Raw genomic sequence first — 25,432 nt, 5'->3', positions numbered from 1 at the left:
CCCTCTGCCGGATTCGTAAAAACCGAAGTATAGCCGCTAAAAATACGAATTTTCCTGAAGTGTTTGTCTCCCTAGAATGCCCAGCCATCGACGGGCGGTCTGTGACCCTGTCTGTTTATTCGAAGGAAGCCTTATGAAATACACCATCCCCGCATTGATGTTTACGTCTTTACTGCTTCTGGCCGGTTGCGATCAGGCCGAGAAAAGCGCCCAGCAATTGATGGGCAAAGCCGCCGAGAGCGCCAAGCAAGCAATCGACGACACCCATAAAGCCGCCGAGCAGGCGCTCAGCGATGCCACTGGCGGGTTGATCGAGAAGAAAGAAACACCGGAAAAAGATACGGAACAATCCGAATCTTCCTCCAAGACCATCTAAACCGTCTTACACAGAGTCAGGACTGACCCATGGAATATCTGTTAGAACTCGCCGCCAGCCCCACCGCCTGGGTTGCTTTGGCCACACTGGTGGTGATGGAAATCGTGCTCGGCATCGATAACCTGATCTTTATCTCGATCCTGACCAACAAGCTCCCCGAACAGCATCGGCAGAAAGCCCGCCGCATTGGTATCGGCATGGCGTTGATTCTGCGCCTGGCGCTGTTGAGCACCATCGCGTTCATCGTGCAGTTGACCGAGCCTGTGATCGAGATCCTGGGTCAGGCTTTCTCCTGGAAAGACATGATCCTGATCGCTGGTGGCCTGTTCCTGGTCTGGAAAGCCACGACCGAGATCCATCACAGCATGGACCCGGCGCCGGAAGATCCGAAGTCGGCGACCTCGACGGTGACCCTGGGTTTTGCCGCCGCTATCGGCCAGATCCTGATGCTCGACATGGTGTTCTCGATCGACAGCATCATCACTGCCGTCGGCATGACTGAACACTTGCCGATCATGATTATCGCGGTGGTAGTGTCGGTACTGGTGATGTTGCTGGCCGCTGATCCGCTGGCCAAGTTCATCAATGACAACCCGACAGTGGTGATGCTGGCCTTGGGCTTCCTGATCATGATCGGTATGACCTTGATCGCGGAAGGCTTCGGCGCCCATGTACCGAAAGGTTATGTGTATGCGGCCATGGCGTTCTCGGCAGGGATTGAAGTGCTGAACATGATGTCCCGTCGTGCGAAGCAGAAGAAGCTGGCTGAGCACGCGTAACCGCTGAAAGCGAAAAAGCCGCCTGGACTCTTTGAGATCAGGCGGCTTTTTTTTGATTCAAAATTGGTGGTGCGTATTAGAACCAGCCCCTCACCTCAACCCTCTGCCGGGGGTGAGGGGCTTTTGATTCTGGCGTGAAACATCAATGGGCAGTCGCATGCCTTATGCGGTGTTTCTCGGTTTTCTCAACCGCAGCAGACTGAATCGGGTGGTGATGGTGGCGCCGCGAAATCCGCAGCACACCCCACAGCATGGCAGCGGCCACGGCCAGCCAGCTGGCAATCAACATCACAATGGTCATGGTCAGGCTCATCAGTGCCTCCTCTTTGCCCTGCATCGGGCATCCACTTTTTCAATTCGCTCTGTTTCAGTGACAGTCTAGACAATGGGGTGTTTCAGACTATTGACCAAAGGTCGGTGTCGACCAATTACTTTGCTCTATGCAATCGACGTGTCTGCCGCTTAAGGCTATACCGCAGCCTGGCGCGGCCCTATGATCGCAGGCGTTGCCGGAACACGATGACCGGCGTCTGAACAGAGAGTAATGATGGTGCAGGTATTTTCCCGAATTCGTGCGGCGCTGTTGGTGGCGGGTTGTGCGGCCGTGCTGGCCGGATGTGCAGGCAGTGTCGCGCCAGAGGTCAAGCGTCTGCCGGAGCGGGTCGAGCTGAGCGGTACGTTCTATCGTGGCGAAGCCAATCAGAGCGGGCCGCAAGTCCTGGCGAGCCTATTGTCGCAGCAGGGCATCGTGATCACCCCGGGCCTGCTGGAAAAACCGCTGCACCTGCCCGGTGGCGAAGACAAGCTGCAACAGAATATCCAGAACCTTGCCCGTGAGTACGGCATGGTGGTTTATCCGTTGGACAGCAACTTGCCAGCGCTGCTGACCCAGGTGGCGGCGGGTTATCCGGTGATGGTGCGTTTCAGCGAGGGTTCGGCATTCTGGGCCGAGCCGCGTTACGCGATCCTGTCCGGTTACGATCGCAACAAACAGAAGGTGTTGCTGCGCGCCGGCATGAACCGTCGCGAATTGATGAGTTTCAGCTCCTTTGAATCAGCACTGGAAAAGTCCGGTGGCTGGGCCGTGCTGATTCAGAAGCCGTCGCAGATCCCGGCCGCTGTCGACCGTCAACGCTGGCTCAAAGCGGCGGATGAATTGGCCCAGGCCGGTCAGGAAAACGAAGCGGCGCAGGCGCGCAAGGCGCTCGCTGCACACTGAGGTTCCGTTCGTCATCTGCCGGGCACGACTGCGCCCGGCAAGCCTCCTACCAATAGAACCCGCTTTCAGCGGGTGAATCAGGAGGCGACATGACAGATTCCCAAGCACCGAAAGGCCCGCACTCGTCCGAGCATTCTTCGGGAGATGATCTGGGGTTTGATCCGGACTCGCCCGACCTCGATGATCCGCAAGTCGATCCTGTCGGTCCCGCCAAGGCGCCTCTAGACGTCGAGCCCGGCGAGGACGCTAAGAAGCCCGCTAAACCCTATGATCCATTGGCTAATCTGAAACCTTGATGGGAGGTGCTTATGAGTACCGATTCGAGCTTCGACGACCAAAAAACACCGGACAGCGTACCTACGACGCCAGAGCCGGAGGTTGATCCGGTGCTGGACCCGGACAGCCCGCTACGCGACCCGATGGCCCGACCTAATGTGTTGACCCCCGAGCCTGCACGGGATCCGAGTAAGGGCGATGGCATTCCTGATGACGACCAGATGCCACTGCCCAATGACTGATGCACCGATGAAAAAAAGCCCCGATGATTCGGGGCTTTTTCTTGCGTGGCGGGTTACTTGGACGCTTCAACCACGCCGCTCTGGCGCGACTTGAGGTTTTTCTCGGCCTTGTATTGCTGAGCCACCGCAGGAACATTGGCGCTCCTGCCAGTTTCCACCCAGCTACGGATGCGGCTGGCGTCGGCAAAGTGGGTGTATTTGCCAAACGCGTCGAGAATCACCAGCGCGACCGGGCGGTTGCCCATTTTGGTCACCAGGACCAGGCAATGACCGGCAGGATTGGTGAAACCGGTTTTGGTGATCTTGATGTCCCAGTCGGCTTTGTTGACCAAGTGATCGGTATTGCGGAAACCCAGGGTGTAGTTGGGTTTGCGGAACGACACGGTCTTTTCCTTGGTGGTGGTGAGTTCGCTGAGGATCGGGTATTTGTGCGCGGCCACCAGCAGCTTGCTCAGGTCGCGGGCGGTGGAAACGTTACGCTCCGACAAGCCTGTTGGTTCAACGAAGTGCGTACTGGTCATGCCCAGGGCTTTAGCCTTGGCGTTCATGGCGGCGATAAAGGCTGCATAGCCGCCGGGATAGTGATGTGCCAGGCTGGCGGCGGCACGGTTTTCCGAGGACATCAGGGCGATCAGCAGCATTTCGCGGCGCGGCAGTTCACTCTTGAGTTTGACTCGGGAGAACACGCCCTTCATTTCCGGCGTGTTGCTGATATCGACATTGATCCATTCGTCCATGTTTTGCCGGGCTTCAACCACTACCAAACCGGTCATCAACTTGCTGACAGAGGCGATCGGTACGATCACGTCAGGGTTGCTGGAGTAGATGACTTTGTTGGTCTGCATATCCATGAGCAGGGCACTGCCGGAGGCGATCTTCAGGGTCGAAGCATCACGAGGGGCAGCGGTGGTTTCCGCAGCGTTGATCGTTGGCGTGATGAATGTGCCTGTAAAAGCAAAAAACAGGCTCAGAATCGAAAGACGAATTTTCACGCGGGCGAACTCATAAAGGTTGGATATTCCGTTAGTTTGTAACGGGTTATTTCTTCAAAGCGTCGCATTCTAGGAGTATGGCTGAAGATCTGTCGATGGTTGTTTGAGTGACCTGAAAATCTCGTGAAAAGGCCTGTAAAAAGAGGGGTTTCCGGCGAACGGTTACAGTTTTTTCTCAGGCATGAAAAAACCCGCACAAGGCGGGTTTTTCTTATTGCTGAAAGTACCGATCAAGCGTGCAGGGTTTCTGCCGCATAGAGGGTGTTTTCCAGCAGGCAGGCGCGGGTCATCGGGCCTACGCCGCCCGGCACCGGGGTGATCCAGCCGGCGCGGGGCAGGGCGGTTTCGTAAACAACGTCGCCGACCAGTTTGCCGTCGTCCTGACGGTTGATGCCGACGTCGATCACGATCGCGCCTTCCTTGATCCACTCGCCTTTGACCAGGCCCGGCTTACCGGCGGCCACCACCACCAGATCGGCACGGCCGACGTGGCCGGCCAGATCCTTGGTGAAGCGGTGGGTCACGGTCACGGTGCAACCGGCCAGCAGCAGTTCCATCGCCATCGGGCGACCGACGATGTTGGAAGCACCGACCACCACTGCGTCCATACCGTAAAGATCAGCGCCAGTGCTTTCCAGCAGCGTCATGATGCCTTTGGGCGTGCATGGGCGTAGCAGCGGAATGCGCTGGGCCAGGCGACCGACGTTATAAGGATGGAAACCGTCGACGTCTTTGTCCGGGCGAATACGCTCCAGCAATTTGGAGGCGTCCAAGTGCTCGGGCAGTGGCAACTGAAGCAGGATGCCGTCGATCGCAGGGTCGTCGTTGAGGCGATCGATGAGATCGGTCAGTGCGTCTTGCGAGGTTTCGGAGGGCAGGTCGTAGGCTTGAGAGAGGAAGCCAACCTCTTCACAGTCTTTACGCTTGTGCGAGACATAAACCTGAGAGGCAGGATCGCTGCCGACCAGGATCACCGCGAGGCCGGGAGTGCGCAGGCCTTGCTGGCGACGCTCGGCAACTCGTTGGGCGATCTGCTGGCGCAGGCTGGCGGCGATCGATTTGCCGTCGATTAGTTGTGCAGTCATTGCGCGTGATTAACCATCGAGAGGGGAAAAAATGAGAACGCATTCTCGCATGTCGAGCGGTGAGGGCAAAGGCGCTTGGTCAGCAAATTCCTCTAACTCCTTTAATTAAATGAATTTTTTTCAAAAAGGATTTGACGACCTTCGGAGCGCTCTATACTATTCGTCGCACTTGTCGGGCACAGCCTAGCACTGGTTAAGAAGGTGAAGCGGAATCAAGGTTCTGCAACACTGGAAAGCACTTAGTTTGTAGTCCTTTAAGAGTACAGATTAATAAGGCGCCCGTAGCTCAGCTGGATAGAGCATCCGCCTTCTAAGCGGATGGTCGCAGGTTCGAGTCCTGCCGGGTGCGCCATTAGGCAGCTTTGGCACAAGTAACGCGATATGGTGGGCGTAGCTCAGTTGGTAGAGCACGGGATTGTGACTCCCGTTGTCGTGGGTTCGATCCCCATCGTCCACCCCATATTTCGAAAGGCGCCAGATGTAACAGTCTGGCGCCTTTGCTTTAAAAGCTTCATCCGCGGATGTGGTGGAATTGGTAGACACACTGGATTTAGGTTCCAGCGCCGCGAGGCGTAAGAGTTCGAGTCTCTTCATCCGCACCAATTAAAGCTTCAGTCATGTCTTCGGGCTGGTGAGGTTTCAACAAAGAAGTTGTTTGGCTTTTTTGTTACGCAATATGGTGGGCGTAGCTCAGTTGGTAGAGCACGGGATTGTGACTCCCGTTGTCGTGGGTTCGATCCCCATCGTCCACCCCATATTTCGAAAGGCGCCAGATTTAACAGTCTGGCGCCTTTTTTGTTTTAGCGGTTCTGAAAAGCGGCAATTGCCGGTTTCGGGGCGCGGGGGCAGGGCGCTTCGTCGTATTTATGTTGCTCGATGATGCTGTGCTGCTCGCCGGACTTGCTTGCGGGTTCGGCCGTCAGGGACTGATTGGCAGCCTCTTCTATTATATAGAAGCGGTTGGCGCAGAGCCCTGGCGTGATTGGTTGTATTCGCCTGTGGGGCGCGCTGCATTGGTGTAGCGGTCCCGATAAAATGCCTGCTGTTTTTTTACCCGTTTTCAGTAGGGTGACTTCTTGAGTTTGACCCACTAGAATGCATGCCCTTGATTCTGGGGTCGGAAACGGCCGGCTAACGTCTGTGCAACGAGGAATATCCATGCAAGTTTCTGTTGAAAATACTACTGCTCTCGAGCGCCGCATGAGCGTCACCGTGCCGGCTGAGCGCATCGAGACTCAGGTCAACAAGCGTCTGCAGCAGACTGCCCAAAAGGCCAAGATTGCTGGCTTCCGTCCAGGCAAAGTGCCAATGAGCGAAATCAAGCGCCGTTTCGGTGCTGATGCTCGTCAGGAAGCTGTAGGCGACGTGATCCAGTCTTCCTTCTACGAAGCTGTGGTTGAGCAGAAGCTGAACCCGGCAGGTTCGCCATCGATCGAGCCGAAGTCGCTCGAAGCTGGCAAAGACCTGGAATACGTTGCTGTCTTCGAAGTGTTCCCTGAGTTCACCGTTGCCGGTTTCGAAGGCATCACCGTTGAGCGCCTGAGCGCTGACGTGGCTGACGCTGACCTGGACAAAATGCTCGACATCCTGCGCAAGCAGAACACCCGTTTTGAAGTGGCCGATCGCGCTGCCCAGAACGAAGACCAACTGAACATCGATTTCGTTGGCAAGGTTGACGGCGAAGTATTCGCTGGTGGCTCTGCCAAGGGCACTCAGCTGGTGCTGGGTTCCGGCCGCATGATCCCGGGCTTCGAAGAAGGCCTGGTTGGCGCTAAAGCTGGCGAAGAGCGCGTTCTGAACCTGACCTTCCCAGAGGACTATCAGAACCTGGACCTGGCTGGCAAAACCGCCGAGTTCACCGTGACTGTCAACACTGTGTCCGAGCCTAAGCTGCCTGAGCTGAACGAAGAATTCTTCGCTCAATTCGGCATCAAGGAAAGCGGCATCGACGGTTTCCGCACCGAAGTTCGCAAGAACATGGAGCGTGAACTGCGTCAGGCGATCAAATCCAAGGTCAAGAATCAGGTAATGGACGGTCTGCTGGCCACCAACCCGATCGAAGTGCCTAAGGCGCTGCTGTCCAACGAAGTTGACCGTCTGCGCGTGCAGGCTGTTCAGCAGTTCGGCGGCAACATCAAGCCTGATCAATTGCCTGCCGAGCTGTTCGAAGAACAAGCCAAGCGCCGCGTCGTGCTGGGTCTGATCGTTGCTGAAGTGGTCAAGCAGTTCGACCTGAAGCCTGACGAAGCTCGCGTTCGCGAAATGATTCAGGAAATGGCTTCCGCTTATCAGGAGCCTGAGCAGGTTGTGTCGTGGTACTACAAAAACGAGCAGCAACTGAACGAAGTGCGTTCGGTTGTGCTGGAAGAACAAGTTGTGGATACTGTTCTGCAGAAAGCTAGTGTGACCGATAAAGCGGTCTCTTACGAAGAAGCAGTCAAGCCGGTAGAAGCTCCAGCAGCAGCCGACTGATTGATTTAGCGTTAAGAAGTACACACCATAAGCCAGCTCTCGAGCTGGCTTATGCGTATTCAAGACATAACTATTTGGGAGCGACTGCAGAGCATGTTCCGTAATTCTTATATTCAGCAGAACTCTGATATCCAGGCCGCCGGCGGCCTGGTCCCGATGGTTGTCGAGCAATCTGCTCGTGGCGAACGCGCCTATGACATCTATTCGCGCCTGCTCAAGGAGCGAGTGATCTTTCTGGTTGGTCCGGTAGAGGACTACATGGCCAACCTGATCTGTGCGCAACTGCTGTTCCTTGAAGCGGAAAACCCGGACAAGGACATCCATCTCTACATCAACTCCCCGGGCGGTTCGGTGACAGCTGGCATGTCGATCTACGACACCATGCAGTTCATCAAGCCGAACGTGTCGACCACCTGCATCGGCCAGGCCTGCAGCATGGGTGCGTTCCTGCTGACCGCAGGTGCCCCGGGCAAGCGTTTCTGCCTGCCGAACTCGCGCGTGATGATTCACCAGCCACTGGGCGGTTTCCAGGGCCAGGCGTCGGACATCGAAATCCATGCCAAGGAAATCCTCTTCATTCGCGAGCGTCTGAACACGCTGATGGCCAAGCACAGCGGGCGTACTCTGGAAGAAATCGAGCGCGACACCAATCGCGACAACTTCATGAGTGCAGAAGCTGCGAAGGAATATGGCCTGATCGACGAAGTGATCAACCAGCGCCCAGCTTAAAATAAGCAGCTCAAAATAGGCTTGGTCGGCTGGTCTGATCAGCGGCGGGCTTGAAAAAGCCCGCAATAGCCTTCATCTTGTGTTGCAAGCCTATCGGATTTGGATCGAACGAATGACTGACACCCGCAACGGCGAGGACAACGGCAAGCTGCTCTATTGCTCCTTCTGTGGCAAAAGCCAGCATGAAGTGCGCAAATTGATTGCCGGCCCCTCGGTCTTTATCTGCGACGAGTGCGTCGACCTGTGCAATGACATCATCCGTGAGGAGGTGCAGGAAGCCCAGGCCGAAAGCAGCGCGCATAAATTGCCTTCGCCTAAAGAAATCAGCGGCATCCTTGACCAGTACGTCATTGGTCAGGAGCGTGCGAAAAAGGTTTTGGCCGTAGCGGTGTACAACCACTACAAGCGCCTGAACCAGCGTGACAAAAAGGCTGACGACGTCGAACTCGGCAAGAGCAACATCCTGCTGATCGGCCCGACAGGCTCCGGTAAAACCCTGCTGGCCGAAACACTGGCCCGGTTGCTGAACGTTCCGTTCACCATTGCCGACGCAACCACCCTCACCGAGGCGGGTTACGTAGGTGAAGATGTCGAGAACATCATTCAGAAGCTGCTGCAGAAGTGCGATTACGACGTAGAGAAGGCCCAGATGGGTATTGTCTACATCGACGAAATCGACAAGATTTCCCGCAAGTCCGACAACCCGTCGATCACTCGGGATGTTTCCGGTGAAGGCGTGCAACAGGCCTTGCTGAAGTTGATCGAAGGCACGGTCGCTTCCGTACCGCCGCAAGGTGGCCGCAAGCACCCGCAGCAGGAATTCCTGCAGGTCGACACCCGTAACATCCTGTTCATCTGCGGTGGTGCGTTCTCCGGTCTGGAAAAGGTTATTCAAAACCGTTCCACCAAGGGCGGCATCGGCTTCAACGCAGAAGTGCGCAGCAAGGAAGAGGGCAAGAAAGTCGGTGAATCCCTGCGTGAAGTCGAGCCTGACGATCTGGTCAAGTTCGGTCTGATCCCGGAGTTCGTCGGTCGTCTGCCGGTCCTCGCGACGCTGGACGAGCTGGATGAGGCTGCGCTGATGCAGATCCTCACCGAGCCGAAAAATGCTCTGACCAAACAGTATGCCAAGCTGTTCGAGATGGAAGGCGTCGATCTGGAATTCCGTTCCGACGCGCTGAAATCGGTCGCCAAGCGTGCCCTGGAGCGTAAAACCGGTGCCCGTGGTCTGCGTTCGATTCTCGAAGGTGTACTGCTCGACACGATGTATGAAATCCCCTCGCAGTCCGAGGTGAGCAAAGTCGTGATCGATGAAAGCGTGATCGAAGGCAAGTCCAAGCCACTGTATATCTACGAAAACAGTGAGCCGGCGGCCAAGGCAGCGCCGGACGCGTAAGCGTCCACTGCGCCGCAACAAAGAAGGGGCCTTCGGGCCTCTTTTTTTTTATGTCGTTTTTTACATCCGCTTTGCGCTTGTTTTTTTTCAAGGCAGCCCCCATCTTGGTTTCAAGCTCAATTCCATCTGATTACGGCCATATGGCCGCCGTAGAGGCGAAATCATGAAGACAACCATCGAATTGCCTCTCCTGCCATTGCGTGATGTCGTGGTTTATCCGCACATGGTTATCCCGCTGTTCGTGGGGCGCGAGAAATCCATCGAAGCCCTCGAGGCCGCGATGACGGGCGACAAGCAGATCCTGCTGCTGGCTCAGAGAAACCCGGCTGACGACGATCCCGGTGAAGACGCTCTCTATCGCGTAGGTACCATCGCCACTGTTCTACAGCTGCTCAAGCTGCCTGACGGCACCGTAAAAGTGCTGGTCGAGGGTGAGCAGCGCGGCACCGTCGAACGTTTCAGCGAAGTCGACGGCCACTGCCGTGCCGAAGTGTCGTTGATCGAAGAGGTCGACGCCGCCGAGCGCGAATCCGAAGTGTTCGTGCGCACCCTGCTGTCGCAGTTCGAGCAATACGTACAATTGGGCAAGAAAGTCCCGGCTGAAGTCCTGTCGTCGCTCAACAGCATCGATGAGCCGGGTCGCCTGGTCGACACCATGGCGGCGCACATGGCGCTGAAAATCGAGCAGAAGCAGGAAATCCTCGAAATCATCGATTTGTCGGCCCGGGTCGAGCACGTTCTGGCGTTGCTGGATGCCGAGATCGATCTGCTGCAAGTCGAAAAACGCATTCGCGGTCGCGTCAAAAAGCAAATGGAACGCAGCCAGCGCGAGTACTACCTGAATGAGCAGATGAAGGCCATTCAGAAAGAACTCGGCGACAGCGACGAAGGCCACAACGAAATCGAAGACCTGAAAAAGCGTATCGACGCTGCCGGTCTGCCGAAAGACGCGTTGGCCAAGGCCACTGCCGAGCTGAACAAGCTCAAGCAAATGTCGCCGATGTCCGCTGAGGCCACCGTGGTGCGCTCGTACATCGACTGGCTGGTGCAAGTCCCGTGGAAGGCCCAGAGCAAGGTACGTCTGGACCTGGCGCGCGCAGAAGACATTCTTGATGCCGATCACTACGGTCTCGAAGAGGTCAAGGAACGTATCCTTGAATACCTCGCCGTGCAAAAACGCGTGAAGAAAATCCGTGGCCCGGTGTTGTGCCTGGTCGGTCCTCCGGGCGTGGGTAAAACCTCGCTGGCCGAGTCGATTGCTCACGCCACAAACCGCAAATTCGTGCGCATGGCCCTCGGTGGCGTGCGTGATGAAGCGGAAATCCGTGGTCACCGCCGGACTTACATCGGTTCGATGCCAGGAAGATTGATTCAAAAGATGACAAAAGTGGGTGTGCGCAACCCGCTGTTCCTCCTCGATGAAATCGACAAAATGGGCAGCGACATGCGCGGCGACCCGGCGTCGGCGTTGCTGGAAGTGCTCGATCCAGAGCAGAACCACAACTTCAACGACCACTATCTGGAAGTCGATTACGACCTTTCCGATGTGATGTTCCTGTGCACCTCGAACTCGATGAACATTCCGCCGGCGCTGCTCGACCGGATGGAAGTGATCCGTCTGCCGGGCTACACCGAAGACGAGAAGATCAACATTGCCGTCAAATACCTCTCGCCAAAGCAGATCGCCGCCAACGGTCTGAAGAAAGGCGAGCTTGAATTCGACGCAGAAGCGATCCGCGACATCATCCGTTACTACACCCGTGAAGCCGGTGTGCGTGGCCTCGAACGTCAGATCGCCAAGGTCTGCCGCAAGGCCGTTAAAGAGCACGCCCTGGAAAAACGCTTCTCGGTAAAAGTGACAGCTGATCTGCTGGAACACTTCCTCGGTGTGCGCAAATTCCGCTACGGTCTGGCCGAGCAGCAGGATCAGATCGGTCAGGTGACCGGCCTTGCCTGGACTCAGGTGGGCGGTGAATTGCTGACTATCGAAGCTGCAGTTGTGCCGGGTAAAGGTCAGTTGATCAAGACCGGTTCGCTGGGCGACGTGATGGTCGAATCGATCACTGCGGCGCTGACTGTTGTGCGCAGCCGCGCCAAGAGTCTGGGCATTCCTCTGGACTTCCATGAGAAGCGTGACACGCACATCCACATGCCGGAAGGGGCGACGCCGAAAGACGGCCCTAGCGCTGGTGTAGGCATGTGCACGGCGCTGGTGTCGGCATTGACCGGCATTCCGGTGCGCGCGGATGTCGCCATGACCGGTGAAATCACTCTGCGTGGTCAAGTGCTGGCGATTGGCGGTCTGAAGGAAAAACTGTTGGCGGCTCACCGCGGCGGAATCAAGATCGTGATTATTCCGGAAGAGAACGTACGTGATCTGAAGGAGATTCCTGACAATATCAAGCAGGATCTGCAGATTAAACCGGTTAAATGGATTGACGAGGTCCTGCAAATTGCGCTGCAATACGCGCCGGAGCCCTTGCCGGATGTGGCTCCGGAGATAGTTGCCAAGGACGAAAAACGTGAGTCTGACTCTAAGGAAAGAATTAGCACGCATTAATACGCTTTTGCCTGGGGGGCTTCCTTGACAGTTTTTTAGAGCCCTTGTTATAAAGCGGCTCTTAAGTGTCTGTAGGCCATTCAGCACTCGTTTTTGCTTTCACCAAAAAACTTAGAATCATCTCAAAATAGATATAAGGGGACTTAGAGTGAACAAGTCGGAACTGATTGATGCTATCGCTGCATCCGCTGATATCCCGAAAGCTGCTGCTGGCCGTGCGCTGGACGCTGTAATCGAATCCGTCACTGGCGCTCTGAAGGCTGGCGACTCCGTTGTTCTGGTTGGTTTCGGTACTTTCTCTGTGACGGACCGTCCGGCTCGTACCGGTCGTAACCCTCAAACCGGCAAGACTCTGGAAATCCCGGCTGCCAAGAAGCCAGGTTTCAAAGCCGGTAAAGCACTGAAAGAAGCTGTTAACTAAGTTTTCAGGTTTTTACCCATCCGGGTCGGGGTCATGCCTGACTTGGCAGCGGAGCGGTAGAACAGGCAGCTGAAACAGTCGCCTGTAACGCCGGGATCGAGGGTTCGAGCCCTGTCCGCTCCGCCAGTTACGAGAAGGCGCATCCTCGGATGCGCCTTTCTTCTATCCGGATTCTACCCACGCTCCACGGTTGCCTAATTTTGAAGTTCAACCGTTTCTGGGGGACGCATGCTGCAGAATATCAGGGACAATTCACAAGGCTGGATTGCCAAGACCATTATCGGGGTCATCGTTGCACTGATGGCTCTGACCGGTTTCGACGCCATTTTCCAGGCCACGACTCACAAGAATGAGGCGGCCAAGGTCAACGGTGAAGAAATCAGCCAGAACGAGCTGAGCCAGGCCGTTGATATGCAACGCCGCCAGCTGATGCAACAGTTGGGCAAAGACTTCGATGCATCTTTGCTTGACGAGAAAATGCTGCGTGAATCGGCGCTCAAGGGCCTGATCGATCGCAAGTTGCTGCTGCAAGGCGCCGAACAAGCGAAATTCGCTTTCTCCGAAGCCGCACTGGACCAAGTGATCCTGCAGACACCTGAATTCCAGGTGGACGGCAAGTTCAGCTCCGAGCGTTTCGACCAGGTGATCCGTCAACTGGGTTACAGCCGTATGCAATTCCGCCAGATGCTGGCTCAGGAAATGCTGATCGGCCAACTGCGCGCCGGTGTGGCGGGCAGCGGTTTCGTCACCGACGCCGAAGTGCTGGCATTCGCCCGTCTGGAAAAGCAGACCCGCGATTTCGCAACCCTGAACGTCAAGGCTGACCCGGCGGCGGTCAAACTGACCGACGACGAAGTCAAGGCGTACTACGACGAACACGCCAAGGAGTTCATGACTCCGGATCAAGTGATCATCGATTACGTAGAACTGAAGAAGTCTTCGTTCTTCGATCAGGTCGCCGTCAAAGACGAAGACCTGCAGGCGGCGTATCAGAAAGAGATCGCCAACCTGTCGGAACAGCGTCGTGCCGCGCACATTCTGATCGAAGTGAACGACAAGACTACCGAAGCTCAGGCCAAAGCGAAGATTGACGAAGTCCAGGCGCGTCTGGCCAAGGGTGAGAAGTTCGAAGCGCTGGCCAAAGAGTTCTCGCAGGACCCGGGTTCGGCCAACAATGGCGGTGACCTTGGTTACGCAGGCCCGGGTGTTTACGACCCGGCGTTCGAAAAAGCCTTGTACTCGCTGTCGAAAGACCAGGTGTCCGAGCCGATTCGTACCGACTTCGGTTACCACTTGATCAAGCTGTTGGGTGTGGAAGCGCCTGAAGTGCCGACCCTGGCCAGCCTGAAAGACAAGTTGACCCGCGAGCTGAAAGCCGCACAGGTCGAGCAGCGTTTCGTCGAGGCGACCAAGCAACTGGAAGACTCCGCATTCGAAGCGTCTGACCTGGCTCAGCCCGCGGCGGATCTGAAGCTGACCGTGCACACCTCCAAGCCGTTCGGCCGTGAGGGTGGCGAAGGTGTCGCGGCCAACCGTGCCGTAGTCACCGCTGCGTTCAGCACCGAAGTGATCGATGAAGGTGCGAACAGCACCGCCATCGAACTGGATCCGGAAACCGTGATTGTGCTGCGTTCCAAGGAGCACCTGAAGCCTGCGCAATTGCCGCTGGAAAGCGTGAATACGGCGATCCGCACTCAGTTGACCAAAGAGCACGCCAGCGCGGCTGCCAAGACCAAGGCCGAGAAGCTGATTGCGGATCTGCGCGACGGTAAGGCTCCACTGGACAAGGCGGTTGATGGTCAGAACTGGAAAGCCACTGAAGCGGCCACCCGTGGTCAGGAAGGTGTTGATCCGGCGGTGCTGCAAGCGCTGTTCCGTATGCCGAAGCCAGCTGCCAAGGACAAGCCGACGTTCACCAGCGTGACGTTGCCGGATGGCAGTCTGATGATCGTGCGTCTGAACGGCGTTAACGAAGCGGCTGCACCGACGGATGAAGAGAAGGTTCAGTACCGTCGTTTCCTTGCTTCGCGTGAGGGGCAGCAGGACTTTGCTGCGTATCGCAAGCAGTTGGAGAGTCAGGCGGACATCAAGCGGTTTTGATGGTTGACTGAGATGTGATGTGAGAGCCCCGGCCTGAATAGGTCGGGGCTTTTTTTTGGGGCGTTTTTTGGGGGGCGTGGCGGCCTTTGGGCCGGCCATGCTCTTGGGTTTTGGGTGAATATCCGTTGCTTCGGTTGTTGCCGCTGGCGGTTTCGCCCTTACGGCGAGTCCCTTTGGCAAACGCCCCAAAGGAACCAAAGGTCTTTGCCCTGACGTTCGGCCCGCTCGCTGAGGCTCGGGGTTCCTTCGCTCCGGGATCGATCCGGGCGCATCGCCTCCGGTTTGCTTCGCTGCACCTCCTCTCGATGTGTTTGGCTTCGCCAAACGGTCGCTGCGCTCCCCCCCCCCGGATCAATCCCTCCACTCAGCCTGCCGACGGGCCTTCAGATCAAGATCAAGAGCTGCAGCCGAGCTAACGCTCATCCTGTTGAGTGGGGCGGCTTCGCCGCGTGGGCGGTACACAAATTAACTGTGGGTGCGAGCCTGCTCGCGAAGGCGGCCTTCCAGCCGACCTGTTTCTTGCGGATGTACTCAATCCAATTGTGGGAGCGAGCCTGCTCGCGAAGGCGGCCTGCCAGCCGACCTGTTTCTTGCGGATGTACTCAATCCAATTGTGGGAGCGAGCCTGCTCGCGAAGGCGGCCTGCCAGCCGACCTGTTTCTTGCGGATTTACTCAATCCAATTGTGGGAGCGAGCCTGCTCGCGAAGGCGGCCTTCCAGCCGACCTGTTTCTTGCGGATTTACTCAATCCAATTGTGGGTGCGAGCCTGCTCGCGAAGGCGGCCTTCCAGCCGACCTGTTTCTTGCGGATGTACTCAATCCAATTGTGGGAGCGAGCCTGCTCGCGAAGGCGGCCTGCCAGCCGACCGTTTTCCAGCCGTATGGCTTCAACCCAACAGCGCATTCGGTCTCATTCGGCTCTTGGAAAACCATGTTCCCGAGCTTTGATAGTTACTGACAGGGTCAACACCAACAATCCTGCCACGATCCACGGAAACGCCCCGACTCCGAGGTTGCCCAGCAATAAACCGCCCATCAGACCACCGCCTGCAATCCCGACATTCCACAAAGTAACCAACATCGATTGCGCCGTATCGGCAGCCTCTTTCGCGGTTTTCGCCGAGGCGGTTTGCAGCAGCGACGGCATTGCACCAAACGCCAGACCCCAAACAGCAGTGGCGATGTAAACCACGTTTGGCGAGTCGCGCCACAGACTCAGCGCTATCGCTGAGAGCATGAACAATCCAGCGCTGATTAGCATCAGTTCGCGCAGCCAGCGATCAATCAGGCTGCCGACGACCCACAGGCTCAGTACCGAGGCGAGGCCGAAGACCAGCAGCACGCGGTCGACATTTGCAGCAAGCCCGGACGGTTGCAGGAAAGGCGCAATGTAGGTGTACAGCAGGTTGTGTGCGACGACGTAGGTGAGGGTGACCAACAATACCGATCGCACGCCCGGCAAGGTCAACACCTGACGCAGCGGCAGGCGGTTCCCCACGCGTTCGCCGGCAAAGTCCGGTACTTGCCAGCGTACCCAGACCACCAGCACCACGGTCAGTCCGGTCATGATGGCGAAGCTCAGGCGCCAGCCGATCAGGCTGCCGAGCAGGGTGCCGGCGGGGATTCCCAGTGAGAGCGCTAGCGGCGCGCCGAGCATGGCCACGGCGATGGCGCGGCCTTGCAGGTGGGGGGCGACCATGCGGCTTGCGTAGCCGGCCAGCAGGGCCCATAGCAACCCGGCGAATACGCCAGCAATAAAGCGTGCGAGCAGGGTGAGCCAGTACAGCTCCGACAGGGCGGTTAGGCTGTTGGCGATGGCGAAACCGCCAATGGCGGACAGCAGCAGCGGTCTGCGTCGCCAGCCGCGGGTGGCGATCGTCAGTGGGATCGCTGCGAGGATCGAGCCGATCGCGTACAGCGTGACCAATTGCCCGATCAGTGCCTGGGAGACGTTCAGGCTGCTGCTCATCTGCGGCAACAGGCCGGCCGGCATGGCTTCAGTCATGACCGTAATGAATCCGGCGGTGGCCAGTGCCAGCAGCGCGCCAAGGGGTAATCGCTCGCGGCGATCAACAGGTTGTTCAAGTGCAGGGCAACCGAGGTGTGCGTCGTTCATGAGCCGGCATCCATGTGCAGAGTTGACGAGGAGCACAGGGTAGGGCGCTGCACTGCGGCGAAAAACGGGTTAAGGTTCCGAACATATCGGACATGGATGTCAGCAATGGGAGATTGGTATGGATAGCCTGGGCAGTATTTCGGTGTTTGTTCAGGTCGCCGAAACCCGCAGTTTTACCGAGGCTGGTCGGTTGCAAGGGGTGTCATCGTCGGCGGTGGGCAAAAGTATTGCGCGGCTGGAAGCGCGACTCGGCGTGCGGCTGTTTCAGCGCACCACTCGCAGTGTCACGCTGACCAGTGAAGGGGCGCTGTTTCTGGAGCGCTGTCGCAAAATTCTCGCGGAGGTCGAGGCGGCAGAGTTCGAGTTGTGTGACGCGGCTGCGAAACCCCATGGCAAGTTGCGTATCAGTCTGCCGCAGGTGCATGGCCTGGTGATGCCGGTCATGAACGAGTTCATGGCGTTGTACCCGCAGATTGAACTGGATCTGGATTTGACTGATCGCATGGTCGATGTGGTTGAGGAAGGTTTCGACGCGGTGATTCGCACCGGCAAACCGCGTGATTCGCGACTGATGGCGCGCGCGTTGGGCGAGTTTCATATGGTGCTGGTGGCCAGCCCGGCGTATCTGGAACAGCGCGGTGAGCCGCAAACCCCCGCTGATCTGGCGGCTCACGCGTGCCTTCGGCACATCTTTCATGCCACCGGCAAACTGGAAACCTGGCCGCTGATCCGCGCGCAAGGGGCCGCAGAGCCTACGTTGCCAACCCGGCTGGTCAGCACGTCCATCGAAGCGGTGAGCCATGCGGCGCTGGCCGGTATGGGCATTGCCTGTCTGCCGGATTTCATGACCCGCGAGGCCGAGGCGCAAGGCCGCTTGCGTCGCGTGCTTGATGCGCATCTGGAACACACCGGGCAGTTCTGGGTCCTATGGCCATCCAGTCGCCACGCCACGGCAAAATTGCGCGTGTTCATCGATCATCTGGTGTTGCGACTTTTTCCCGCAACTGACGGTCGATAGAGTTGTAACTGCTTTAAGACACTAATCCATGCGCCGCGGGGGCGTGATCTGTTGCACAATACGCCCCGGACTGTTTTCTCTCAGGATGTTCAATGTTGATTTCCACTCCCATGCGTGTTGTCGGGTTGGCGCTATTGTTGACCGCTGTTGCCGGCTGTTCGAAAGACAAGCCGATGTATGAGCATGAGAACTTCGATGACTCTGGTACGTTTTCGCGCAATTACCCGGTGACCGACGCGGTGAGCTGCGAAGCGGCGCGCCGTGCATTGCTCAGCCAGGGCTACATCATCACCAGCAGTGACCCGAAACTGGTCAGCGGCCACAAGAGCTTCCAGCAAACCGGCGACACCCACATGGAGATCAGCTTCAACGTGGTCTGCGCCGATGACGGCAGTGCCGGGCACCATGCGACGATGTTCGCCAACGCCCTGCAGGATCGCTACGCACTGAAGAAGACCAACAACTCGGCCAGCCTCGGCGTCGGTGTGTTGGGCTCGGTGTCGATGCCGATCGGCTCGTCTGACGATTCGATGGTCAAGGTCGCCAGCGAAACAGTGACGTCGCAGAAGTTCTATGAGCGTTTCTTTACGTTGGTGGAATTGTTCCTGCCGGCGGATGCGAAGAAGGCTGCACACATTGAAGAGAAGCCGAAGGCTGACCTCGGTGTGCCTGAGGCGAAGGCTGCTCCGGCAGCGTTGGCGCCAACGCCAACGCCAACGCCAACGCCAACGCCGAAGGCTGAACCTGCGCCTGCTGCAGAACCGGCGGCCGCACCTGCTGAAGCAACGCCGGTGACGTCGGAGCCGGTCGCTCCACCCGCAGAGGCGGCGCCGATCACCCCGGCCCCGAGCGCAGAACCTGCGCCGGCACCGGCGACCGAAACCATCACGCCACCGGCCAACCCGGATATCCCGCCGCCATCCGAGCCGATTCCGGCGATGCCAGCGTCCGGCCAGTAATCAGCCTCACCGCAACCCCCTGTGGGAGCGAGCCTGCTCGCGAAAGCGTCGGTACATTCAGCACTTATGTGACTGAGAGTCCGCCTTCGCGAGCAGGCTCGCTCCCACAGTGGTTTTTGGCGTGGCTTAAATCTCGTTACATTCCCCTGACAAAAATCCTGCGATAAATTCCTGACCACCTGCTACGTTTTATTCATGAAGGCCGGGTTTCACTTTTCCTTCATACGAGCACGTTAAGCTCGAGGCACTGGGCATTTGCTCAGGCCCATTCAAGAGAGCAGCAGGGGGATTACACGATGGATGATTATCAAGAAGAGCTGCTCGAATACCAGGCCTTTGAACTGGATCAACCCGAGCCAGCCGAAGACGCCACCGAGCTTTAACTTGCAGCTTGAAGCTTGTAACTCGCCGCTGCTTTTATGCCGTTTTGCGGTGACTGCGGCGGAATTCGCCAGGCGTCTGACCGCTCCAGCGCTTGAAGGCCCGCTGAAAAGCTTCGGCTGATGCAAAACCCAGCAGGTAGGCGATCTCGCCGAATGCCAGTTCGGTATCGCGGATGTAGGTCATCGCCAGATCCCGGCGAGTGTCATTGAGGATCGCGCGAAACTGCGTGCCTTCCTCGGCCAGTTTGCGCCGCAACGTCCAGGTCGGCAGCTTCAGGCGTGCTGCCACTTCTTCCAGGTCGGGTTCCCGGCCACCATTGAGCAACGGCCCCAACAGCTGAGTGATGCGTTCGCGCAGGCTACGGGTGCGGGTCAATTGTTCCAGTTCCCGTTCACACAGTTGCAGCAGATGTCGCCAGGTACTCGGGCAGTGGTCCGGATTGCGCTGTGCGAGGCTGCTCAGGCTCAGGCGCAGTTGATTGCGTTCGGCGCCAAACTGGATCGGGCAATCACCCAGCACGCTATAGGCCTCGCGGTAATCCGGCTCATCGAATTCGATGTCGATGCGTTCGGCGCGCAGCGCTTCGCGGCTGACACTGGAGAGCTGATGCAGCCATCCGGCGACGATCGAGTCCACGACAAAACGGTTATAGGCGTTGTACGGGCTGATCGAATAGAAACGCAGCCACGCGCCATGGGCGTCTTCGTGAAAACTGGACTGGCCGCGATAATTGGAACCATACAACGCCTCGAAACGGATCAGGCAGCGCGCGGCTTCACGCACGGTCGGCGCTTGTGCGGCAGTGACACCGGCCAGCCCGGCCTGGCTCAGGCGACTGAGCTGGCCCATGCGCAGGCCCAGCGCCGAATCGCCGGTCAACTGAATCGCCGCGTGGCCCAGTCGCATATAGCGCGGAATCGACAAACGCGCCCCTGCCTCGGCCAGTCGCGCCGCGTCCAAACCATATTGCTCCAGCAACGGCTGCGGATCCGCCCCATGACTGCGCACGGCATCGGCGAGGCTGTGAACAAAGCCCACCGACAGGTCCCCGAGGCGCATCGGCAGCGGCTTCATGGCTTACAACCAGATGTTCAGCAAACGCGCGCCGCGGGCATCACCATCGGCGAACTGCTGACCGTTGCTGCTGAGGAAACTCTGACCGGCACTGGACTTGTCCCAGAACTGCCCGCGCAGGAACACACTGATGCCGGCAATCGCTCGACTGCTCGGCGGTTGTGCCGTCAGTGTCAGTCGATGCCAGGCCTGTCCTTCGGTGACTTCACCGGGTTTGAGGCTGACCGAACTCGGGGTGTTCGAGCTCTTGTAGCCGCGCCATGGCAGGTTCCAGGCGCGATGACCGAGCACCTGCGCCGGTACGGCCACCAGTTGCGCGCTTTGCTCGTCGAGCTTGCGATAGTTGTCTGGGTACCAGCTGTCGCTGCCGATCAGCACGCCGAGGCGTCCGGCCGGGGTGTCCACAACATTGATCGTTTGTTCACTGGCCTGGATGACATCGCGCTGATCGAACACGGGGTGCATCTGCCGTTGCGGCTGGCCAAGCGGTACGCCATCGCGACCGAACACCACGCTGCTGTTGAACAGGGCGCCGCTGCCGGGTTTGAGCTGGCCGTCGCGGATACTCGGCTCGGGCAGCACGATCGAGCCAGCCACCAGTGTCACGTGAAACTCTTTGGCCAGACCACCGAACAGTGCCTGGTAATCCTTGGCCATCGCCTTGGCTTTCATACGCAGGTAGGCGTCGTTGAGGCGGTCGCTGCCGTTGGCGCTGAGCCAGGCGCGGGCGAACAGCAGCGGATTGCTCGCCGCCAGCCAGTTCATCGCTTCGGCGAGGGTCGGGGCCTGATACAGCTCGTCTTTCTCGCCGCTGAGCAGCAGCCAGGTGCCGACGTTCTCCGGCAGCACCACGACGGTTTTGTCGTTCAACAGGCCTTGATCCTGAGCTTGTTGCAGATAGGCCGCGAGTTTGCGGTGCAAGCGCTCGGTACTTTGGTAGTCGGTGGGAAAAAGCTCGGGCTGGATGCCCAGCAGATTGCCGCGATCGGCCGGGGTGCCTTGATCGACCGCCACTGTAATGCGTAAGTCCGACAGATAATGGCCCGCCGGCCGGTCTGCCGCCCACATGGCGTAGGTGGTCAGGGCGGCGACGAGGGCCATGGAAAAAAACAGGTACAAAAGTTTGCGCATGAAAACCAACAACTACCGGGTACAGGGTATGGCGACTAGGGTAGGGCTCATGACCCTGATTGCCAAGGGGCGCTGCGCATTTGGATCAATAAGTTGTCAGTTTCGGTCATTGAGTGACAGCGATGCGACTCTTAGTCTGTCGAGCATGACTGACGGGGGCCGCAGAGCGCCCGCAACTTTTCCGTGATCGCTCGTTGTGGAGTTACCGATGACCGCCGCTCATTACCCGCACCTGTTGGCCCCGCTGGACCTGGGATTCACCACGCTGCGCAACCGCACCCTGATGGGCTCGATGCACACCGGTCTGGAAGAAAAACCGGGCGGTTTCGAACGCATGGCGGCGTACTTCGCTGAACGTGCCCGTGGCGGTGTCGGCCTGATGGTCACCGGCGGTATCGGCCCGAACGACGAGGGCGGCGTGTACTCCGGCGCGGCCAAGCTGACCACCGAAGAAGAAGCTCTCAAGCACCGCATCGTCACCCGCGCGGTACACGAGGCGGGCGGCAAGATCTGCATGCAGATCCTGCACGCCGGGCGTTATGCCTACAGCCCGAAACAAGTGGCGCCGAGTGCGATTCAGGCACCGATCAACCCGTTCAAGCCCAAAGAGCTGGACGAGGAAGGCATCGAAAAGCAGATCAGCGATTTCGTCACCTGTTCAGTACTGGCGCAAACCGCCGAATACGACGGCGTCGAGATCATGGGCTCGGAAGGTTATTTCATTAACCAGTTCCTCGCCGCGCACACCAACCACCGCACCGACCGCTGGGGCGGCAGCTACGAAAACCGTATGCGCCTGCCGGTGGAAATCGTTCGCCGTGTACGTGAAGCGGTTGGCCCGAATTTCATCATCATTTTCCGTCTGTCGATGCTCGATCTGGTCGAGGGCGGCAGCACCTGGGACGAGATCGTCACCCTGGCCAAAGCCATCGAGCAGGCCGGTGCGACCATTATCAACACCGGCATTGGCTGGCACGAAGCGCGGATTCCGACCATCGCCACCAAAGTGCCGCGTGCGGCGTTCAGTAAGGTCACGGCCAAGCTGCGTGGTTCGGTGAAGATTCCACTGATCACCACCAACCGTATCAACACACCGGAAATCGCCGAGCAGATTCTTGCCGAGGGTGATGCTGACATGGTCTCGATGGCGCGGCCGTTCCTCGCCGACCCGGACTTCGTCAACAAGGCCGCTGAAGGCCGCGCCGACGAAATCAACACCTGCATCGGTTGCAACCAGGCGTGCCTCGACCACACTTTCGGCGGCAAGCTGACCAGTTGCCTGGTCAACCCGCGTGCCTGTCACGAAACCGAACTCAACTACCTGCCGGTGCAGCAGATCAAGAAAATCGCGGTGGTCGGTGCCGGTCCTGCGGGGCTGTCCGCCGCGACCGTGGCCGCCGAGCGTGGCCATCAGGTGACCCTGTTCGATTCTGCCAGTGAAATCGGTGGCCAGTTCAACATCGCCAAGCGTGTGCCGGGCAAGGAAGAATTCTTCGAAACCCTGCGCTACTTCAAACGCAAGTTGCAGACCACCCATGTCGAGGTGTGCCTGAACACCCGCGTCGATGTGGCGAAACTGCTGGAAGGCGGTTACGACGAGATCATCCTTGCTACCGGCATTGCGCCGCGTGTGCCGGCGATTCCGGGTGTCGAGAATGCCAAGGTGCTGAGCTACCTGGACGTGATCCTTGAGCGCAAACCGGTTGGCAAACGCGTGGCGGTGATTGGCGCCGGTGGTATCGGTTTTGACGTCTCGGAATTCCTCGTTCACCAAGGCGTCGCGACCAGCCAGGATCGCGCCGCGTTCTGGAAAGAGTGGGGCATCGATACGCAACTGGAAGCCCGTGGTGGCGTCGCCGGCATCAAAGCTGCGCCGCACGCGCCGGCGCGTGAAGTGTTTCTGTTGCAGCGCAAGAAAACCAAGGTCGGCGATGGCCTCGGTAAAACCACTGGCTGGATTCACCGTACCGGTCTGAAGAACAAGCAGGTGCAGATGCTCAACAGCGTTGAATACTTGAGCATCGATGACCAAGGCCTGCATATCCGCATCGGCGAAACCGGCGAGCCGCAAGTGCTGGCGGTGGACAACATTGTGATCTGCGCGGGGCAGGATCCGCTGCGTGAATTGCATGACGGTCTGGTGGAAGCGGGGCAGAACGTGCACCTGATCGGCGGCGCGGATGTCGCGGCTGAGCTGGATGCCAAACGCGCGATCAACCAGGGCTCGCGTCTGGCGGCTGAGCTCTAAGTCGACAATTGTGGCGAGGGAGCTTGCTCCCGCTGGGGCGCGTAGTGGCCCCTTCGTTCTGTATATACAGTTTTACGACTGCTGCGCAGTCGAGCGGGAGCAAGCTCCCTCGCCACAAAAGCACTGTTAAGATGCCGGCTCTTTAAACTGAGCCGGCATTTATGCTTTTGCCTCCCACCAACTGGCTATCCCAAGCCCCTCTCGAACACCTTCATCTGGACTGGCTCACCACCGCCGGCATTGAAGTCGCCCTCCTGCGCCTCGACCAGATCGACCCGCTGATCAGCGGCAACAAATGGTTCAAACTCGTCGAACACCTCAAAGCCGCCGAACGTGTGGGTGCCGAGGGCATCATCAGTCTCGGGGGGGCTCACTCCAATCATCTGCACGCCTTGGCGGCGGCGGGGAAACGGCTGGGTTTCAAAACCGTGGGGTTGCTGCGCGGGCATGCGCAGGAAACTCCCACGGTGCTCGATCTGCAAGCGTTCGGTATGCAATTGCATTGGTTGGGTTACGGTGGCTATCGCGCTCGCAATGAACCGGACTTCTGGGCGCCCTGGCAGGCGCAGTATCCGCAACTGTATGCGGTGCCGGAGGGTGGCGGTGGATTAGCGGGGGCGCTCGGTTGTGCAGTCATTAAGGAACAGGCGCAAGCACAATTGCCTTCGCTGGGCTGGACTGATTATCACGGATGGTGGCTGGCCTGCGGCACCGGCACCACGCTGGCCGGGCTGGTTCTTACCGAAGGAGGCGCACACCCGGTTTATGGCGCGTTGGCGGTTCCTGATGATCACGGCGTGGCGCCGCAGGTCGAGTCGATTATGCAGTCAGCCGGACTGGCCACTGCCGACTATGAGCTGATCGATGCCAGCCGAGGCGGTTTTGCCAAGGTTGATCCGGGGTTGCTCGCGTTCATTGAACAAACGGAGCAAGCCAGCGGCGTACCACTGGAGCCGTTGTACACCGGCAAGGCGTTGCTGGCGCTCAAGCAGCAGGTGGAGGCGGGCAGGTTCGCGCCCGGCACGCGGCTGATCTTCATCCACACCGGCGGCCTTCAGGGTCGACGCGGTTTTATCCCCACATCAACGTGAGCCAGACACCTCTGGCGAGGGAGCATGCTCCCGCTGGGCTGCGCAGCAGACCCAAAACCTGAGAGTGATCACTGTCAGGTACACCGCGTTCGTCGGGTTTACGACGGCTGCGCCGCCGAGCGCGAGCAAGCTCCCTCGCCACAGGGTTAACTCGCTGAGCCTATGCTCAACCGCGCTTGGGCATCATCCGCAGCAGCGTGTTATCGCGCACTACATAATGGTGATAGATGCCCGCCAGTGCATGCAGCCCGATCAGCCAGTAGCCGATCGTGGCGATCAGCACGTGCCAGCCCTCCACTTGTTTGGCGAAAGCCTTGTCTTCACCCACCAACAGCGGCAGGTCAAAACCATAGAACATCACCTGATGTCCCTCGGCGCTGGTAATCAGCCAACCCAGGATCGGCATGCTGATCATGAACAGGTACAGCGCCCAGTGCATCAGCCGCGCCAGCACGGTTTGCCATTGTGGCGAGGCGGGAAAGATTTTCGGTGCCGGGCCGAGGCTGCGAGCGAGCAGGCGAAACCACACCAGCACAAACACGGTCAGGCCGAGCATGTAGTGCACTTCGCGGATCAGCGTGCGCCCGCCACTGCCTTTGGGAAACAGCCCGCGCAACTCCATGCTGGCGTACACCAGCACCAGCAGGACCAGCATCAGCCAGTGCAACAGGACTGAAACGGTGCTGTAACGCGATTCTGAGCTTGTCCACGGCATAAGATATTTCCTCGGGATCGATGTGCAATCAGGCTGTCGTGACGGCACT

The 25,432-nt window shown here is 58.4% G+C and carries 22 protein-coding genes and 4 tRNA genes; 19 read left to right on the top strand and 7 right to left on the bottom strand.

Annotated elements, in window-relative coordinates; translation table 11 throughout:
• The first annotated feature begins 133 nt into the window (after positions 1 to 133).
• Together BK670_RS15935 and BK670_RS15930 are read left to right on the top strand one after the other, a co-directional pair.
• Complete coding sequence (locus BK670_RS15935; RefSeq protein WP_123450950.1) at positions 134 to 376, top strand: hypothetical protein; 243 nt, start codon at positions 134 to 136, stop codon at positions 374 to 376.
• A 29-nt stretch (positions 377 to 405) separates the two neighbouring features.
• Positions 406 to 1,155, top strand: a complete 750-nt coding sequence (locus BK670_RS15930) for a TerC family protein (RefSeq protein WP_123450948.1) — start codon at positions 406 to 408, stop codon at positions 1,153 to 1,155.
• A 142-nt stretch (positions 1,156 to 1,297) separates the two neighbouring features.
• On the opposite strand, the gene BK670_RS29650 is transcribed toward BK670_RS15930, so the two are convergent.
• Positions 1,298 to 1,468 carry a hypothetical protein gene (locus tag BK670_RS29650; protein ID WP_259697569.1) on the bottom strand — a complete coding sequence of 57 codons (171 nt, stop codon included), beginning with the start codon at positions 1,466 to 1,468 and terminating at the stop codon, positions 1,298 to 1,300.
• Positions 1,469 to 1,702: 234 nt separating this feature from the next.
• Here BK670_RS29650 and BK670_RS15920 point away from each other — a divergent pair, with 234 nt between their 5' ends.
• The 3 genes from BK670_RS15920 to BK670_RS15910 all read left to right on the top strand — a co-directional run bounded on the left by BK670_RS15920 (position 1,703) and on the right by BK670_RS15910 (position 2,892).
• On the top strand, positions 1,703 to 2,374 hold the full coding sequence (locus BK670_RS15920; protein ID WP_123450944.1) for a peptidase C39 family protein: 672 nt from the start codon (positions 1,703 to 1,705) through the stop codon (positions 2,372 to 2,374).
• Positions 2,375 to 2,463: 89 nt separating this feature from the next.
• The gene (locus tag BK670_RS15915) at positions 2,464 to 2,670 is read left to right on the top strand and encodes a DUF6021 family protein (RefSeq protein WP_123450942.1); all 207 of its coding nucleotides are present in this window, start codon (positions 2,464 to 2,466) and stop codon (positions 2,668 to 2,670) included.
• Between the two features lie 12 nt (positions 2,671 to 2,682).
• Positions 2,683 to 2,892 carry a hypothetical protein gene (locus tag BK670_RS15910; protein ID WP_123450940.1) on the top strand — a complete coding sequence of 70 codons (210 nt, stop codon included), beginning with the start codon at positions 2,683 to 2,685 and terminating at the stop codon, positions 2,890 to 2,892.
• Positions 2,893 to 2,945: 53 nt separating this feature from the next.
• On the opposite strand, the gene pbpG is transcribed toward BK670_RS15910, so the two are convergent.
• Both pbpG and folD read right to left on the bottom strand, forming a co-directional pair.
• A complete protein-coding gene (gene pbpG / locus BK670_RS15905; protein WP_123450938.1) occupies positions 2,946 to 3,884 on the bottom strand; it encodes a D-alanyl-D-alanine endopeptidase in 939 nt (312 codons plus the stop codon).
• A 230-nt stretch (positions 3,885 to 4,114) separates the two neighbouring features.
• Positions 4,115 to 4,969, bottom strand: a complete 855-nt coding sequence (gene folD / locus BK670_RS15900; protein WP_123450936.1) for a bifunctional methylenetetrahydrofolate dehydrogenase/methenyltetrahydrofolate cyclohydrolase FolD — start codon at positions 4,967 to 4,969, stop codon at positions 4,115 to 4,117.
• A gap of 275 nt (positions 4,970 to 5,244) precedes the next feature.
• Here folD and BK670_RS15895 point away from each other — a divergent pair.
• The 10 genes from BK670_RS15895 (at position 5,245) to BK670_RS15850 (ending at position 14,647) form a co-directional block, all read left to right on the top strand.
• Positions 5,245 to 5,321, top strand: a tRNA-Arg gene (locus tag BK670_RS15895).
• Positions 5,322 to 5,353: 32 nt separating this feature from the next.
• Positions 5,354 to 5,429 (top strand) — tRNA-His (locus BK670_RS15890).
• Between the two features lie 57 nt (positions 5,430 to 5,486).
• Positions 5,487 to 5,571 (top strand) — tRNA-Leu (locus tag BK670_RS15885).
• A 77-nt stretch (positions 5,572 to 5,648) separates the two neighbouring features.
• Positions 5,649 to 5,724: transfer RNA gene (locus BK670_RS15880), tRNA-His, on the top strand.
• Positions 5,725 to 6,127: 403 nt separating this feature from the next.
• The gene (gene tig / locus BK670_RS15875) at positions 6,128 to 7,441 is read left to right on the top strand and encodes a trigger factor (RefSeq protein ID WP_123450934.1); all 1,314 of its coding nucleotides are present in this window, start codon (positions 6,128 to 6,130) and stop codon (positions 7,439 to 7,441) included.
• A 93-nt stretch (positions 7,442 to 7,534) separates the two neighbouring features.
• Complete coding sequence (gene clpP, locus BK670_RS15870) at positions 7,535 to 8,170, top strand: ATP-dependent Clp endopeptidase proteolytic subunit ClpP (protein ID WP_007951559.1); 636 nt, start codon at positions 7,535 to 7,537, stop codon at positions 8,168 to 8,170.
• A gap of 112 nt (positions 8,171 to 8,282) precedes the next feature.
• On the top strand, positions 8,283 to 9,566 hold the full coding sequence (gene clpX, locus BK670_RS15865) for an ATP-dependent Clp protease ATP-binding subunit ClpX (protein WP_007951558.1): 1,284 nt from the start codon (positions 8,283 to 8,285) through the stop codon (positions 9,564 to 9,566).
• Positions 9,567 to 9,729: 163 nt separating this feature from the next.
• Entirely contained in the window at positions 9,730 to 12,126 is a 2,397-nt protein-coding gene (lon, locus tag BK670_RS15860) for an endopeptidase La (protein ID WP_007917325.1), read from the top strand.
• A gap of 148 nt (positions 12,127 to 12,274) precedes the next feature.
• Entirely contained in the window at positions 12,275 to 12,547 is a 273-nt protein-coding gene (locus BK670_RS15855; RefSeq protein WP_003183171.1) for an HU family DNA-binding protein, read from the top strand.
• A gap of 228 nt (positions 12,548 to 12,775) precedes the next feature.
• Positions 12,776 to 14,647: a SurA N-terminal domain-containing protein gene (locus tag BK670_RS15850; RefSeq protein ID WP_123450932.1), complete on the top strand. Its 1,872-nt coding sequence runs from the start codon at positions 12,776 to 12,778 to the stop codon at positions 14,645 to 14,647.
• A gap of 910 nt (positions 14,648 to 15,557) precedes the next feature.
• Here BK670_RS15850 and BK670_RS15845 read toward each other — a convergent pair.
• Positions 15,558 to 16,763, bottom strand: a complete 1,206-nt coding sequence (locus tag BK670_RS15845) for an MFS transporter (RefSeq protein WP_123450930.1) — start codon at positions 16,761 to 16,763, stop codon at positions 15,558 to 15,560.
• A 118-nt stretch (positions 16,764 to 16,881) separates the two neighbouring features.
• Here BK670_RS15845 and BK670_RS15840 point away from each other — a divergent pair, with 118 nt between their 5' ends.
• Together BK670_RS15840 and BK670_RS15835 are read left to right on the top strand one after the other, a co-directional pair.
• Positions 16,882 to 17,781 (top strand): LysR family transcriptional regulator, encoded by a 900-nt coding sequence (locus BK670_RS15840; RefSeq protein WP_123450928.1) that lies wholly within the window; start codon positions 16,882 to 16,884, stop codon positions 17,779 to 17,781.
• A 92-nt stretch (positions 17,782 to 17,873) separates the two neighbouring features.
• On the top strand, positions 17,874 to 18,740 hold the full coding sequence (locus tag BK670_RS15835; protein WP_123450926.1) for a DUF2242 domain-containing protein: 867 nt from the start codon (positions 17,874 to 17,876) through the stop codon (positions 18,738 to 18,740).
• A gap of 417 nt (positions 18,741 to 19,157) precedes the next feature.
• Here the strand turns inward: BK670_RS15835 and BK670_RS15830 are convergent, their stop codons facing one another.
• Together BK670_RS15830 and BK670_RS15825 are read right to left on the bottom strand one after the other, a co-directional pair.
• Positions 19,158 to 20,198, bottom strand: a complete 1,041-nt coding sequence (locus BK670_RS15830) for an AraC family transcriptional regulator (RefSeq protein WP_123450924.1) — start codon at positions 20,196 to 20,198, stop codon at positions 19,158 to 19,160.
• 3 nt (positions 20,199 to 20,201) lie between these two features.
• Positions 20,202 to 21,329, bottom strand: coding sequence for a carbon-nitrogen hydrolase family protein (locus BK670_RS15825; RefSeq protein ID WP_123451401.1), 1,128 nt, complete (start codon positions 21,327 to 21,329; stop codon positions 20,202 to 20,204).
• A 208-nt stretch (positions 21,330 to 21,537) separates the two neighbouring features.
• On the opposite strand from BK670_RS15825, the gene BK670_RS15820 reads away from it, so the two are divergent.
• Positions 21,538 to 23,577 carry an NADPH-dependent 2,4-dienoyl-CoA reductase gene (locus BK670_RS15820; protein WP_123450922.1) on the top strand — a complete coding sequence of 680 codons (2,040 nt, stop codon included), beginning with the start codon at positions 21,538 to 21,540 and terminating at the stop codon, positions 23,575 to 23,577.
• Between the two features lie 161 nt (positions 23,578 to 23,738).
• On the top strand, positions 23,739 to 24,668 hold the full coding sequence (locus BK670_RS15815) for a 1-aminocyclopropane-1-carboxylate deaminase/D-cysteine desulfhydrase (protein WP_123450920.1): 930 nt from the start codon (positions 23,739 to 23,741) through the stop codon (positions 24,666 to 24,668).
• A gap of 166 nt (positions 24,669 to 24,834) precedes the next feature.
• Here the strand turns inward: BK670_RS15815 and BK670_RS15810 are convergent, their stop codons facing one another.
• Positions 24,835 to 25,383, bottom strand: a complete 549-nt coding sequence (locus BK670_RS15810; RefSeq protein ID WP_123450918.1) for a cytochrome b — start codon at positions 25,381 to 25,383, stop codon at positions 24,835 to 24,837.
• Between the last annotated feature and the right edge of the window lie 49 nt (positions 25,384 to 25,432).

Source organism: Pseudomonas fluorescens (genome assembly GCF_003732425.1).
GTDB lineage: Bacteria > Pseudomonadota > Gammaproteobacteria > Pseudomonadales > Pseudomonadaceae > Aquipseudomonas > Aquipseudomonas fluorescens_BE.
This window is presented reverse-complemented; position numbering and strand designations above follow the sequence as displayed.

What these genes read in the sequence shown, in the direction of transcription:
- BK670_RS15935 (WP_123450950.1), top strand. Translation starts at nt 134, where the DNA reads ATGAAATACACCATCCCCGCATTGATGTTTACGTCTTTACTGCTTCTG.
- BK670_RS15930 (WP_123450948.1), top strand. Translation starts at nt 406, where the DNA reads ATGGAATATCTGTTAGAACTCGCCGCCAGCCCCACCGCCTGGGTTGCT.
- BK670_RS29650 (WP_259697569.1), bottom strand. Translation starts at nt 1,468, where the DNA reads ATGAGCCTGACCATGACCATTGTGATGTTGATTGCCAGCTGGCTGGCC.
- BK670_RS15920 (WP_123450944.1), top strand. Translation starts at nt 1,703, where the DNA reads ATGGTGCAGGTATTTTCCCGAATTCGTGCGGCGCTGTTGGTGGCGGGT.
- BK670_RS15915 (WP_123450942.1), top strand. Translation starts at nt 2,464, where the DNA reads ATGACAGATTCCCAAGCACCGAAAGGCCCGCACTCGTCCGAGCATTCT.
- BK670_RS15910 (WP_123450940.1), top strand. Translation starts at nt 2,683, where the DNA reads ATGAGTACCGATTCGAGCTTCGACGACCAAAAAACACCGGACAGCGTA.
- folD (WP_123450936.1), bottom strand. Translation starts at nt 4,969, where the DNA reads ATGACTGCACAACTAATCGACGGCAAATCGATCGCCGCCAGCCTGCGC.
- tig (WP_123450934.1), top strand. Translation starts at nt 6,128, where the DNA reads ATGCAAGTTTCTGTTGAAAATACTACTGCTCTCGAGCGCCGCATGAGC.
- clpP (WP_007951559.1), top strand. Translation starts at nt 7,535, where the DNA reads ATGTTCCGTAATTCTTATATTCAGCAGAACTCTGATATCCAGGCCGCC.
- clpX (WP_007951558.1), top strand. Translation starts at nt 8,283, where the DNA reads ATGACTGACACCCGCAACGGCGAGGACAACGGCAAGCTGCTCTATTGC.
- lon (WP_007917325.1), top strand. Translation starts at nt 9,730, where the DNA reads ATGAAGACAACCATCGAATTGCCTCTCCTGCCATTGCGTGATGTCGTG.
- BK670_RS15850 (WP_123450932.1), top strand. Translation starts at nt 12,776, where the DNA reads ATGCTGCAGAATATCAGGGACAATTCACAAGGCTGGATTGCCAAGACC.
- BK670_RS15845 (WP_123450930.1), bottom strand. Translation starts at nt 16,763, where the DNA reads ATGAACGACGCACACCTCGGTTGCCCTGCACTTGAACAACCTGTTGAT.
- BK670_RS15840 (WP_123450928.1), top strand. Translation starts at nt 16,882, where the DNA reads ATGGATAGCCTGGGCAGTATTTCGGTGTTTGTTCAGGTCGCCGAAACC.
- BK670_RS15835 (WP_123450926.1), top strand. Translation starts at nt 17,874, where the DNA reads ATGTTGATTTCCACTCCCATGCGTGTTGTCGGGTTGGCGCTATTGTTG.
- BK670_RS15830 (WP_123450924.1), bottom strand. Translation starts at nt 20,198, where the DNA reads ATGAAGCCGCTGCCGATGCGCCTCGGGGACCTGTCGGTGGGCTTTGTT.
- BK670_RS15825 (WP_123451401.1), bottom strand. Translation starts at nt 21,329, where the DNA reads ATGCGCAAACTTTTGTACCTGTTTTTTTCCATGGCCCTCGTCGCCGCC.
- BK670_RS15820 (WP_123450922.1), top strand. Translation starts at nt 21,538, where the DNA reads ATGACCGCCGCTCATTACCCGCACCTGTTGGCCCCGCTGGACCTGGGA.
- BK670_RS15815 (WP_123450920.1), top strand. Translation starts at nt 23,739, where the DNA reads ATGCTTTTGCCTCCCACCAACTGGCTATCCCAAGCCCCTCTCGAACAC.
- BK670_RS15810 (WP_123450918.1), bottom strand. Translation starts at nt 25,383, where the DNA reads ATGCCGTGGACAAGCTCAGAATCGCGTTACAGCACCGTTTCAGTCCTG.